This window comes from Bradyrhizobium iriomotense (genome assembly GCF_030160715.1).
GTDB classification, from domain to species: Bacteria; Pseudomonadota; Alphaproteobacteria; order Rhizobiales; family Xanthobacteraceae; genus Bradyrhizobium; species Bradyrhizobium iriomotense.
In genome coordinates, this window is the sequence record NZ_BSOW01000031.1 from 69,089 (window position 1) to 80,930 (window position 11,842).

The window sequence follows — 11,842 nt, forward strand, 5'->3', positions numbered from 1 at the left end:
CTCGACCGGGTGCGCGGAGTTGCCATATGACCGGACCATGGACAGTCGCATCGAATCCTCTTCGCTGGCCGGCACGACGCCGGACACCATCTCCATCGCCAACGTCAATCTCTCACTCGGCACGGGCGCGGCACGCGTTCACATCCTCAAGGATATCAGCCTTCGGGTCGGCCGTAGTGAAGCGATCGGCCTGATCGGCCCGTCAGGCTCGGGCAAATCCACGCTGCTGATGGTGATGGCGGGGTTGGAGCGTCCTGATAGCGGAGAGGTGGTGGTCAGCGGCACGCCTTTCAATGCCCTCGACGAGGACGCCCTCGCCCGCTTCCGCGGCCGCGAGGTCGGCATCGTCTTCCAATCCTTTCACCTGATCCCGACCATGACGGCGCTGGAGAACGTTGCGGTCCCGCTCGAGCTCGCCGGCAATCCGGATGCCGGAAAGCGCGCCGCGCAGGAGCTGCAATCGGTCGGGCTCGGCGATCGCCTGCATCACTATCCATCGCAACTCTCGGGCGGCGAGCAACAGCGCGTCGCGCTCGCCCGCGCGCTGGCGCCGGACCCTGCGATCCTGGTCGCCGACGAGCCCACCGGCAATCTCGACGAAGCGACCGGAAAGCAGATCGTCGACCTCATCTTCGGCAAGCATGCCGAGCGCGGCATGACGCTGGTGCTGGTGACCCATGATTCCTCGCTCGCGCATCGCTGCGACCGCGTGATCCGCCTGCGCTCCGGGCGCATCGATACGCAGTATTCCCAGTCATGAGCGTTGCCGCCGAATCGTTCGCGCCAAAACCGTCCGCGCGACGTGGCGCGGCCGCGCTGTCGCTGCGCTACGCGCTGCGCGAACTGCGCGGGGGCCTGCGCGGCTTCTACGTCTTCATCGCCTGCATCGCGCTCGGCGTGATGGCGATCGCCGGTGTCGGCTCGGTCGCGGCGAGTCTCACTGAAGGCCTGGCGCGCGAAGGCCGCACGCTGCTCGGCGGTGACGCCTCGTTCGTGCTGTTCCAGCGCGAGGCAAAGCCGGAGGAGATCGCCTTCCTGCGTTCGCGCGGCACGGTGTCGATCGCCGCAACCTTGCGCGGCATGGCGCGCGCCGCCGACGGCAAGCTCGCATTGGTCGAGATGAAGGCGGTCGACGGCAATTATCCGATGCTCGGCCAGTTGACGCTGACGCCGCAATTGCCGCTGTCGGATATCCTCGTCGAGCGTGACGGCGCGTTCGGCGCGGCTGCCGATCCGACGCTGCTGGCGCGGCTTTCGCTGAAGACCGGCGACCGCGTCACCATCGGCAACGCGACCTTCCAAATCCGCAGCGCAGTCGAGGCCGAGCCCGACAAGCTCGCCGGCGGCATCGGCTTTGGCCCGCGCTTCCTGATCAGCGAGGCGGGCCTGCGCGCCACCGGCCTGATCCAGCCGGGCAGCCTGGTGCGCTGGGTCTATCGCGTCAAACTGCCTGACGGCGCCAACAGCGAGCGCGCGACCGAGACCTTCATCAGCGACGCCCGCAACGCGGCGCCGCAGGCCGGCTGGGAGATCCGCAGCCGCTCCAATGCCTCGCCGCAGCTTGAACGCAATATCAGCCGCTTCACCCAGTTCCTGACGCTGGTCGGCCTCGCCGCGCTTTTGGTCGGAGGCGTCGGCGTCGCCAATGCGGTGAAGAGCCATATCGATCGCCGGCTCGAGGTCATCGCGGCGTTCAAGGCCGTCGGCGCGACGGGGCGTGACGTGTTCGGCATTTATTTCGCACAGGTGATCCTGCTCGCCGGGATCGGCTCGGTGATCGGGCTTGCGCTTGGCGCAGCGCTCCCCTTCGCCATCGTCGGCCTGTTCGGAAAGCTGTTGCCGCTGCCGGTGATCCCGGCCGTGCATGCCGACGAGCTGGCGCTCTCCTTCGTCTATGGCTTGCTTACCGCGCTCGCCTTCGGCCTGTGGCCGCTTGGGCGCGTCCATGACGTGCCGGTGGCGGCGCTGTTTCGCGACACGATCAGCGCCGAATGGCACCGGCCGCGCTGGCGTTATCTCGCCTTCATGGCCGTGGTGGTCGCGCTGCTCGTCGCCGTCGTGATCGGGCTGTCCTTCGACAAGCGCATCGCCACGGTGTTCGTGCTCTCGTCCGTCGTGGTGTTTGCGGTGCTGCGCGGCATTGCGGGCCTCTTGATGTCGATCGCGCGGCGATTGCCGCGCACGCGGCTGCCGATGCTTCGGCTTGCGATCGCCAACATCCACCGTCCGGGCGCACTGACGCCGTCGGTAGTGCTGTCGCTCGGGCTCGGGCTCGCCGTCCTCGTCACCATCACCCAGATCGACGGCAATCTGCGGCGGCAGTTTCTCGCGGCGCTGCCAGACCGTGCGCCATCGTTCTACTTCATCGACATTCCGAGCGCGCAGGCCGAGCAGTTCGACGGCTATCTGCGCCAGATCGCGCCGGGGGCGAAGGTCGAGGACGTGCCGATGCTGCGCGGCCGCATCGTAGCCGCGCGCGGCGTCAAGGCGGAGGAGCTGAAGCCTGCGACCGACGCCGAATGGGTGCTGCAAAGCGACCGCGGCCTGACCTACACCAGCGAGTTGCCGAAGGGCTCCAAGGTGGTCGAGGGCGAATGGTGGCGCGCCGACTATTCCGGCCCGCCGCTGGTCTCAATGGAGAAGAAGATCGCGGACGGGCTCGGGCTCAAGCTCGGCGACGAGGTCGTCGTCAACGTGCTCGGTCGCGACATCCCCGCAAAAATCTCCAACCTGCGCAACATCGACTGGCAGGGGCTCGGCATCAATTTCGTTCTGGTGTTCTCGCCCAATGCCTTCAAGGGCGCGCCGCATACCCATATCGCCACGCTGACCGAACAGGGCGGCGATGCAGCCGGCGACGGCAAGATCATCAAGCAGGTCGCCGACGCCTATCCGATGGTGACGAGCGTGCGGGTCCGCGAGGTCATGGAGACGGTCGGCTCGGTCGTCACCAATCTCACGCTGGCGATCCGCGGCGCCAGCGCGGTGACGTTGATCTCCGCCATCCTGGTGCTGGGCGGCGCGCTCGCCGCCGGCCATCGCCACCGGGTCTATGACGCCGTGATCCTGAAGACGCTGGGCGCCACGCGGCTGCGGCTGCTCGGCGCCTATGCGCTCGAATATCTCCTGATCGGGCTTGCCACCGCCGTGTTCGGCGTCATCGCCGGCAGCATCGCGGCCTGGATGATCGTGACCCGGCTGATGACGCTGAGCTTCGTCTGGCAGGCCGGCAGCGCGGCCGGCGTGGTCGCCTCAGCGCTCGTCGTCACGGTCGGGCTCGGGCTTGCCGGAACGCTGCTGGCGCTGAACCAAAAGCCCGCCACGGTGTTGCGGAATTTGTGACAAATTGAAGCGGGCGTGATACCCCAATTCCCGGATTTTTCCGGGTTAACCACGGCCAGGCGTCAGGATCGCGCCCCATGGCGACATTCAGCCGCGCGTGAACGCTTGCAGCGAATGTGTTAGTTTCCCACATATCGGATGGGTTCGGATCCCCGATTGTTATGCAAAATTAATGTCCGCAGGCATCGGTATCCGAGATAGAGTTTTGACGACCCGGCGGCGCCAACCCTTGCGCCGGCCGGCCAACCAACGGGAATTCGACCATGTCGGACCTAGACCGTAACTACGCTTCTCCCTTCGGCCGGGCCGCCGGGCGTGTCGACGCCGCGACGGTCGATGCCGGCCTGCGCGCATACATGCTGCGCATCTACAATTACATGAGCATCGGCCTGGCCATCACCGGTCTCGCCGCGCTCGGTGTCTACATGGCGGCCGTGACCAACGACCCGTCGGGCGCCGCCGCGAAGATCGGCAACGCGTTCCTGACGCCGTTCGGCTACGCGATGTTCGTGAGCCCGCTGAAATGGCTGTTCATCCTGGCGCCGCTCGCCATGGTGTTCGTGATCTCGGCCGGCATCAACCGCCTCGCCCCCTCGACCGCCCAGATCCTGTTCTGGGTGTTCTCGGCGCTGATGGGCATCTCGCTGTCCTCGATCTTCCTGGTGTTCACGCACACCTCGATCGTGCGGGTGTTCTTCATCACCGCGGCCACCTTCGGCGCGCTGAGCCTCTACGGCTACACCACCAAGCGTGACATGAGCGGAATGGGATCGTTCCTGTTCATGGGCCTGATCGGCATCATCATCGCAAGCCTCGTCAACCTGTTCCTGGCGAGCTCGGCGCTGCAGTTCATCGTGTCGGTGGTTGGCGTGCTGGTGTTCGCGGGCCTCACCGCCTGGGACACCCAGCGGCTGAAGAACGACTACATCTACGGCTACGCCTCGGCCGGCGGTGACATTGCCGAACGTGCAGCGATCACCGGTGCGCTGTCGCTGTACTTGAACTTCATCAACCTGTTCACGCTGCTGTTGCAGCTGCTCGGCCAGCGCGATTAGGCTCTGAGACGAGTGAACGACACGAGCCCCGGCCGCAAGGCCGGGGTTTTTGTTTGCCCCCAGAGGCAGCCACAAACACCGTCATTGCGAGCGAAGCGAAGCAATCCAGAGTGTCCTCGCGGATGCATTTCTGGATTGCTTCGTCGCAAGGGCTCCTCGCAATGACGGAGTATGTGGAAACGCCACTACCTCTTCCGCCGACCGCCCGAAGCCCCTAGTCTCGCGACATGCCCGCACCTGAAATCAGGCCTACAACCGAGGCCGACCTTCCCGCCATCACCGCCATCTACGAGCACGCCGTGCGCCATGGCACGGCGACCTTCGAGCTCGAACCGCCCGACCTCGCCGAGATGACGCGCCGCTACAAGGCGCTGGCGGATGGGGGCTACCCGTATTTCGTCGCCGTGCTCGACAACCGTATCGCCGGCTACGCCTATGCCGGCGCCTACCGGCCGCGGCCGGCCTATCGCTTCACGGTGGAGAACTCGATCTATCTCGAGCCGTCGTTCCACCGCCGCGGCATCGGCTCGGCGCTGTTGCAGCGGCTGATCGTCGAATGCGAGGCGCGCGGCTTCCGCCAGATGATCGCCGTGATCGGCGATTCCGCCAATGCTGGCTCGATCGGCGTGCACACCAGCGCCGGCTTCAAGATGATCGGCACGCATCCCAATGTCGGCCTGAAGTTCGGCCGCTGGCTGGACACGGTGATGATGCAGCGGGATCTCGGCGAGGGCGGGCGCACGGTGCCGGGGTAATCCCGGGAAACTCTCACCCTCGTCATTCCGGGGCGCGACGTAGATTTGTAGCCCCGGTGAGCGAAGCAATACCCGGGGATGCGACATTAGGGCCGTTACAGAAGAGCCCCGGATGTCGCTTCGCGCATCCGGGCTACGGTCGCTACAACGCCCTCGTCACACCACCGCCAGCTTGCGATCGATCGCGAGCAGCACGCGCTCGAGCTCGTGGCCGCGGCGCAGGATCAGGCCGGTCGCCGAGATCACGCTGTACATGCCCTGCTTGCGCGCGAGCCGCGGGTCTTTCTCGATGCGGTAAAGTGGCACCTCGGAGGCGCGGCGATAGACCGAGAACACGGCGCGGTCTTTCAGGAAGTCGATGGCATAGTCGCGCCACTCGCCGTCGGCGACCATGCGGCCATAGAGATTGAGGATGCGATGCAATTCGAGCCGGTTGAACGTCACCCGGTTCCCCTGGGAACTCGCAGCGGCGCTACGCGCCACTGCGCGCTGCTCGCTCGGATCGGCATCCTCCGACATCAAACTCATGGAGCGCCTCCTGTCGCTTTGACACATGACCGGCGGTGGCGAAACCGTCCTCGTCCCGCGGATCATGACAGTTGCATGATTGCGCCAACCGCGGCCGGCCGCAAGGGGCGCGCCAACCGCGCGGCGGCACATCGCACCGCAAACACACCTCCTGGCTGTGGAACTCGCTCGCGACATACCGTCACGGGATCGTTAGCAGGAATCATAGTCTCGCCGCTTTTCCGCCTAGCGCCTGCCGCCCTGCATTGCGAAAAGATTCGCGTGCGTTGGCCCGGTCCTTTCGGTTCCGGATTCCTCAGCCCCCAGCCCCCCGGGGTCGTCGGGATCGGGCCTGTTCGCACAAAGGAGGACCAACGAGAGTTGGTCCTTTTTTTGTTGTGGGATGTTTCTGTTTTTCCTCATCCTGAGGAGCTTGCTTAGCAAGCGTCTCGAAGGATGGAGGCCGGGCTGCAGCAGCGGGGCCTGCATGGTTCGAGACGGCGCTCACGCACCTCCTCACCATGAGGATTGAGACCAGCTACGCCGGACCAGATTGCGCGGCTTGATTCAGTGCAGCGACGTGTACGCCGCGCCCAGCATCGGGCCCGGCTTCTCGCGGCTGCCGTCCTGGATGTAGACCACCGCGCCGTCGACGCCCTCGCGCGTGAGGTTCTCCAGCGGCACGGTCCAGCTTTCCGGAGTGCCGTTCCAGTCACCGACCTTCAGCAGGTTGCGCACCACGTTGTGGTAGGTGATCTGCTGCCCGCGATTTTCGCCGCGGCTGATCGAGATCGGCACCGACTTGGTGATCGAGCAGATCCAGACCTCGCCATGCGAGACTGACGCCTCCTTGCTCGCCGCCACCGAGACGTTGAGCTGCTTGCCTGCGAGCGTCATCGACACCGGCACGCTCATCACGGTGTCGCCCTTGGCGGTCTTTGCGATCGCGCTCTCGATGCCGGCGCGGTCGCTGCCGATGACATGCGCGGAGCCATTGACCACGACCTGCGGCGTGTAGACCTCGCGGTCGCCGCGCATCCGCGAATAAGCGCGCTGCCGCGCCGAGAAGCGCGAGTCCGCCAGCGTGTCCTTCCAGCCGAGATAATCCCAATAGTCGATCGGCATGCTCAGCGCGATGATCGAGGGATCGTTGGAGAGCTCGCCGATGATCTTGTCGGCAGGCGGACAGGACGAGCAACCTTGCGAGGTGAAGAGCTCGACGACCGCGCGGGGATCGGCGTCGGCCGGACGAATGACCGCGATGATCGCGCAGACGCCAAGTGCACCCGACCAGATCGCACCGGACCATCGCGAAATCAGATTAGAGGCCATCGTAGTCATGTTGAACGCCGCACACCTTGCTGATGTCGAGGGGAAATCTTATCGCCGATTGGTCACCGTAGTCTTACGGACAAAGCCTTATAGACATGCGCGCACGGTGCGCTCCGCATCGTCCGAGACGAAGATCTTTCGCCGGACGCGCCCATCTGGAACATACCGCAAACGAACAAAGGCGGCCCTTGATAGGCCGCCTTTGCTCAACCTTCTACTCACTTCGCAGTGAGCCATCGTTCACAAATCCGCGCTTACGCCGCGAGCTTGCGCAGCACGTAATGCAGGATGCCGCCGTTACGATAGTAGTCGAGTTCGTCCAGCGTATCGATGCGGCACAGCAGCGAGACACGCTGCAGCGAGCCGTCGGCCGAGACGATCTCGGCGGTCAGCTTCTGGCGCGGCTTGAGGTCGCCGACGAGGCCGCGCAGCGTGACCTTCTCGTCGCCCTTCAGACCGAGCGACGACCAGGAGGTGCCTTCCTCGAAGGTGAGCGGCAGCACGCCCATGCCGACCAGGTTGGAGCGATGGATGCGCTCGAAGCTCTGGCAGATCACGGCGCGAACGCCGAGCAGACGCGTGCCCTTCGCCGCCCAGTCGCGCGAGGAGCCGTTGCCGTATTCGGCACCGGCAAACACCACCAGCGGCACCTGCTCCTGCTGGTACTTCATCGCGGCGTCGTAGATCGACATCTGCTCGCCGTCGGGCCAGTGCTTGGTGAGACCGCCCTCGGGAATGTTGCCGTCGGCGCCCTTGAGCATGAAGTTCTTGATGCGGATGTTGGCGAAGGTGCCGCGCATCATCACTTCATGGTTGCCGCGCCGCGTGCCGTACTGGTTGAAGTCGGCGGGACGCACCTGGCGCTCGCTCAGATACCTGCCCGCGGGCGAGGTGAGCTTGATCGAGCCCGCCGGCGAAATGTGGTCGGTGGTGATCTTGTCGCCGAACATGGCGAGGATGCGCGCCTCGACGATGTCGGTGACCGGCTCCGGCTCCTTCTTCATGCCTTCGAAATAGGGCGGGTTCTGCACGTAGGTCGAGCTCATGTTCCAGCGATAGGTCTCGCTCTCGACCGTCTTGATCTTGCGCCAGTTGGTGTCGCCCTTGAACACGTCGGCATACTTCTTCTTGAAGATCGACGCAGTCACGAACTTCTTCATGAAGGCGTTGATCTCCTTGGTCGTCGGCCAAATGTCCTTCAGGTACACCGGCTTGCCGTCCTTGCCCTCGCCGAGCGGCTCGATGGCGAGGTTCTTGGTCACGCTGCCCGCAAGCGCGTAGGCGACGACCAGCGGAGGGGAAGCGAGATAGTTCGCCTGCACGTCCGGCGAGACGCGGCCTTCGAAGTTGCGGTTGCCCGAGAGCACCGCGGCCGCGACGATGCCGTTGTCGTTGATCGACTTCGAGATCTCTTCCGGCAGCGGACCGGAATTGCCGATGCAGGTGGTGCAGCCGAAGCCGACCAGGTTGAAGCCGACCTTGTCGAGGTCAGGCTGCAGACCCGAGTTGGCGAGATACTCCGCCACCACCTGGCTGCCCGGGGCGAGCGAGGTCTTCACCCAGGGCTTCGCCTTGAGGCCTTTCGCAGCGGCGTTGCGCGCGAGCAGGCCGGCACCGATCAGCACGCTCGGGTTCGAGGTGTTGGTGCAGGAGGTGATCGCGGCGATCACGACGTCGCCATGGCCGATTTCGAAGTTCTTGCCTTCGACGGCAAAGCGCTTCGCGGGCTCCTCGGCCTTCTTGTACTCGCTGCCGAGCGCGAGCGAAAAACCTTCGGCGACCGTGGGCAGCGCGATGCGGCCCTCGGGACGCTTCGGACCGGCCATCGACGGCACGACGTCGGCGAGATCGAGCGTCAGCGTCTCCGTGAACACCGGGTCCGCCGACTTGGCGGTGCGGAACAGGCCCTGCGCCTTGGCATAGGCCTGCACCAGCGCAACGCGCGGTGCGGCGCGGCCCGAGGTCTTGAGGTAATCGATCGCGGCGGCGTCGACGGGGAAGAAGCCGCAGGTCGCGCCATATTCGGGCGCCATGTTGGCGATCGTCGCCTTGTCGGCGACCGAGAGGTGGTCGAGGCCGGGGCCGAAGAACTCGACGAACTTGCCGACGACGCCGAGCTTGCGCAGCATCTGCGTCACGGTGAGAACGAGGTCGGTCGCGGTGACGCCTTCCTTGAGCTGCCCCTTGAGCTTGAAGCCGACCACGTTCGGCAGCAGCATCGACAGCGGCTGGCCGAGCATGCAGGCTTCCGCCTCGATGCCGCCGACGCCCCAGCCGAGCACGGCGAGGCCGTTGACCATGGTGGTGTGGGAATCGGTGCCGACGAGCGAGTCGGGATAGGCGACCTCGAACGTGCCGGTCTTCTTGCCCACCGTCATCTTTTCCTTCTTGGCCCAGACGGTCTGGGCCAGATATTCGAGATTGACCTGGTGGCAGATGCCGGTGCCGGGCGGCACGACGGAGAAGTTCGAGAACGCCTTCTGGCCCCACTTCAGGAACTCGTAGCGCTCTTGGTTCTGCTTGTATTCCTCGGTGACGTTCTTGGCGAAAGCCTTGTTGTCGCCGAAGAAGTTCACGATCACGGAGTGGTCGATGACGAGATCGACGGGCACCAGCGGATTGATCTTCTCGGCATCGCCGCCGAGCTTCTGCATCGCGTTGCGCATCGCGGCGAGGTCGACCACGGCCGGCACGCCGGTGAAATCCTGCATCAGGACGCGGGCCGGGCGGAAGGCGATCTCATGCTCCAGCGACTTCTTGCGCAGCCATTTGGACACCGCGACGATGTCCTCTTTCTTGACCGAACGGCCGTCCTCGTTGCGCAGCAGGTTCTCGAGCAGGACCTTCATCGAATAAGGGAGCTTTGAAATCCCCTTCAGACCATTCTTCTCGGCGGTCGGCAGGCTGTAATAGACATAGGTCTTGGCGCCGACCTTGAGGGTCTTTTTGCATTTGAAGCTGTCGAGCGAGGTCATGTAGGAAATCCCAATTGTTAGTTATACCCGGCAGAGGGTACTTTAACACCGTCAGCGAATCCGGCTGGGTCGCTTGCAGGAGCGAGTGGAGTGCTGCATCAAGTTCCGGGCTTATAGAAGCTTTCTAACCGCACCGCCATAAGGACGATCGTGCCGCAGCAATCCGGGAGCCACAAATTCTGATGCGCTACCCCAAGATTTTCTGACGGTATGCTTGGAGGTCTCCTTTTGAAGGTCTTCTGGGGGGCTCGCTCGAGAGCGTGGATGTAAGAGGGGACATGCAGCTCTCTGGAAGCGGCATCAAATGCGTGCGGGGCGGCCGCGAGGTGTTTGCCGGCCTCGATTTTGCCGCCGCCTCCGGCGAGGCGCTGGCGGTGGTGGGGCGCAACGGCTCCGGCAAGACCTCGCTGCTGCGGCTGATCGCGGGGCTGCTGGTTCCGGCCGGGGGCACGATCGCGCTTTCCGGCGGCGACGCCGAGCTGAGCCTGGCCGAACAATGCCACTATCTCGGCCACCGCGACGCGCTGAAGCCGGCGCTGAGCGTCGCGGAAAACCTTGCATTCTGGGCCGATTTTCTGGGTGGCGAGCGCTTCGACGGGGCGAAGAGCCTTGCGACCGTCGGCCTCGACCACGCCGCCCATCTGCCGGCCGCGTTCCTTTCCGCCGGCCAGCGCCGCCGGCTCTCGCTCGCCCGCCTGCTGACCATCCGCCGCCCGGTCTGGCTGCTGGACGAGCCGACCACCGCGCTCGACGCCGCCGGCCTGGACATGTTTTGCGGGCTGATGCGGGAGCATTTGGGGCGCGGGGGCATGATCATCGCGGCGACCCACATCCCGCTGGGGATCGAGTCGCGGGAATTGCGGATCGGGGGTGCGGTGTGAGTTCGACAGACCCTCAGTTTTCCGAGCGGCTGGGTACAGCTCTCTCCGTTCCCTCCCCCCTTGTGGGGGAGGGAAAGGGAGGGGGGTGCCACACGGTAGGCTCGCTCGGTTCAAGCGCACGGAAAACGGAAGCTCTGTTGCTCGCAGCTCGCACCCGATCGGCATCCCTCCCGGGGCACCCCCCCTCCCCCGCCCTCCCCCACAAGGGGGGAGGGAGCGCACCGGCCGTGCGGCTCGACCGGCGTGCTGATCGACATGACGACCGAGGCGCCCCATGACTGCCCTCTCCGCCCTTGTTCGCCGCGATGTCCGGATTGCCCTGCGGGTGGGCGGCGGGGCCCTCATTGGGGTGCTGTTTTTCCTGACGGTGGTCGTGCTGATGCCGTTCGCGGTGGGGCCGGATCTGGCGCTGCTGTCGCGGCTGGGGCCGGCGATCCTGTGGCTGGGGGCGCTGCTGGCGAGCCTGCTGACCCTCGACCGGCTATTCATGGCCGACCATGAGGACGGCTCGCTCGACCTGATCACGATGAGCCGGACGCCGCTGGAACTTGCCTGCGCGGCCAAGGCGCTGGCGCATTGGCTGGCCGCTGGCCTGCCGCTGATCGTCGCAACCCCCGTGCTCGGCCTCCTGCTCAACCTCGACATGGTCGCAACCGGTGCGGTGGCCCTGACGCTGCTGGCGGGAACGCCGGCCCTGACCTTCACCGGCATGATCGGCGCCGCGCTGGCGGTGACGCTGCATCGCGGCGGGCTGCTGATGGCGGTCCTGGTGCTGCCGCTGTCGATCCCCGTGCTGATCTTCGGCGTCGCGGCCTCGCAGGCCGCAATCATCGGACCGATGTCGTTCGGCGCACCGTTCTCGATCCTGTGCGCGCTGTCGCTCGTCAGCCTGGTGATCGGCCCCTTTGCGGCCGCCGCAAGCCTCCGGCACGGACTGGACTGATCTTGACCCCGATCAACTTTCACTTCGCACTTTCGTGCTGATTGCCTGCGGC

9 protein-coding genes are annotated in these 11,842 nt (G+C 65.3%); 6 read left to right on the forward strand and 3 right to left on the reverse strand.

Going from position 1 to position 11,842, the window contains the following annotated elements; all coding sequences use genetic code 11:
- The first annotated feature begins 37 nt into the window (after nucleotides 1-37).
- The 4 genes from QQL28_RS34430 (at nucleotide 38) to QQL28_RS34445 (ending at nucleotide 5,152) form a co-directional block, all read left to right on the forward strand.
- On the forward strand, nucleotides 38-760 hold the full coding sequence (locus QQL28_RS34430; protein WP_284272847.1) for an ABC transporter ATP-binding protein: 723 nt from the start codon (nucleotides 38-40) through the stop codon (nucleotides 758-760).
- On the forward strand, nucleotides 757-3,342 hold the full coding sequence (locus QQL28_RS34435; RefSeq protein ID WP_284272849.1) for an ABC transporter permease: 2,586 nt from the start codon (nucleotides 757-759) through the stop codon (nucleotides 3,340-3,342). The genes QQL28_RS34430 and QQL28_RS34435 overlap by 4 nt, the downstream gene beginning before the upstream one ends.
- 263 nt (nucleotides 3,343-3,605) lie before the next feature.
- Nucleotides 3,606-4,397, forward strand: a complete 792-nt coding sequence (locus QQL28_RS34440; RefSeq protein ID WP_254101847.1) for a Bax inhibitor-1/YccA family protein — start codon at nucleotides 3,606-3,608, stop codon at nucleotides 4,395-4,397.
- A 227-nt stretch (nucleotides 4,398-4,624) separates the two neighbouring features.
- Nucleotides 4,625-5,152 (forward strand): GNAT family N-acetyltransferase, encoded by a 528-nt coding sequence (locus QQL28_RS34445; RefSeq protein ID WP_284272853.1) that lies wholly within the window; start codon nucleotides 4,625-4,627, stop codon nucleotides 5,150-5,152.
- A gap of 156 nt (nucleotides 5,153-5,308) precedes the next feature.
- On the opposite strand, the gene QQL28_RS34450 is transcribed toward QQL28_RS34445, so the two are convergent.
- From QQL28_RS34450 to acnA, 3 genes are all read right to left on the reverse strand, one after another.
- Nucleotides 5,309-5,680 (reverse strand): DUF2794 domain-containing protein, encoded by a 372-nt coding sequence (locus QQL28_RS34450; RefSeq protein WP_284272855.1) that lies wholly within the window; start codon nucleotides 5,678-5,680, stop codon nucleotides 5,309-5,311.
- A 546-nt stretch (nucleotides 5,681-6,226) separates the two neighbouring features.
- Nucleotides 6,227-7,000 carry a DUF1223 domain-containing protein gene (locus QQL28_RS34455; RefSeq protein ID WP_284272857.1) on the reverse strand — a complete coding sequence of 258 codons (774 nt, stop codon included), beginning with the start codon at nucleotides 6,998-7,000 and terminating at the stop codon, nucleotides 6,227-6,229.
- A gap of 245 nt (nucleotides 7,001-7,245) precedes the next feature.
- Nucleotides 7,246-9,966, reverse strand: a complete 2,721-nt coding sequence (acnA, locus tag QQL28_RS34460) for an aconitate hydratase AcnA (RefSeq protein WP_284272859.1) — start codon at nucleotides 9,964-9,966, stop codon at nucleotides 7,246-7,248.
- A gap of 278 nt (nucleotides 9,967-10,244) precedes the next feature.
- Between acnA and ccmA the strand changes: the two genes are divergently transcribed.
- Together ccmA and ccmB are read left to right on the forward strand one after the other, a co-directional pair.
- Nucleotides 10,245-10,847, forward strand: a complete 603-nt coding sequence (gene ccmA / locus QQL28_RS34465) for a heme ABC exporter ATP-binding protein CcmA (protein ID WP_284272861.1) — start codon at nucleotides 10,245-10,247, stop codon at nucleotides 10,845-10,847.
- A gap of 274 nt (nucleotides 10,848-11,121) precedes the next feature.
- Nucleotides 11,122-11,790: a heme exporter protein CcmB gene (gene ccmB, locus QQL28_RS34470; protein ID WP_284272863.1), complete on the forward strand. Its 669-nt coding sequence runs from the start codon at nucleotides 11,122-11,124 to the stop codon at nucleotides 11,788-11,790.
- The last annotated feature ends 52 nt before the right edge of the window (nucleotides 11,791-11,842 follow it).

What these genes read in the sequence shown, in the direction of transcription:
- QQL28_RS34430 (WP_284272847.1), top strand. Translation starts at nt 38, where the DNA reads ATGGACAGTCGCATCGAATCCTCTTCGCTGGCCGGCACGACGCCGGAC.
- QQL28_RS34435 (WP_284272849.1), top strand. Translation starts at nt 757, where the DNA reads ATGAGCGTTGCCGCCGAATCGTTCGCGCCAAAACCGTCCGCGCGACGT.
- QQL28_RS34440 (WP_254101847.1), top strand. Translation starts at nt 3,606, where the DNA reads ATGTCGGACCTAGACCGTAACTACGCTTCTCCCTTCGGCCGGGCCGCC.
- QQL28_RS34445 (WP_284272853.1), top strand. Translation starts at nt 4,625, where the DNA reads ATGCCCGCACCTGAAATCAGGCCTACAACCGAGGCCGACCTTCCCGCC.
- QQL28_RS34450 (WP_284272855.1), bottom strand. Translation starts at nt 5,680, where the DNA reads ATGAGTTTGATGTCGGAGGATGCCGATCCGAGCGAGCAGCGCGCAGTG.
- QQL28_RS34455 (WP_284272857.1), bottom strand. Translation starts at nt 7,000, where the DNA reads ATGACTACGATGGCCTCTAATCTGATTTCGCGATGGTCCGGTGCGATC.
- acnA (WP_284272859.1), bottom strand. Translation starts at nt 9,966, where the DNA reads ATGACCTCGCTCGACAGCTTCAAATGCAAAAAGACCCTCAAGGTCGGC.
- ccmA (WP_284272861.1), top strand. Translation starts at nt 10,245, where the DNA reads ATGCAGCTCTCTGGAAGCGGCATCAAATGCGTGCGGGGCGGCCGCGAG.
- ccmB (WP_284272863.1), top strand. Translation starts at nt 11,122, where the DNA reads ATGACTGCCCTCTCCGCCCTTGTTCGCCGCGATGTCCGGATTGCCCTG.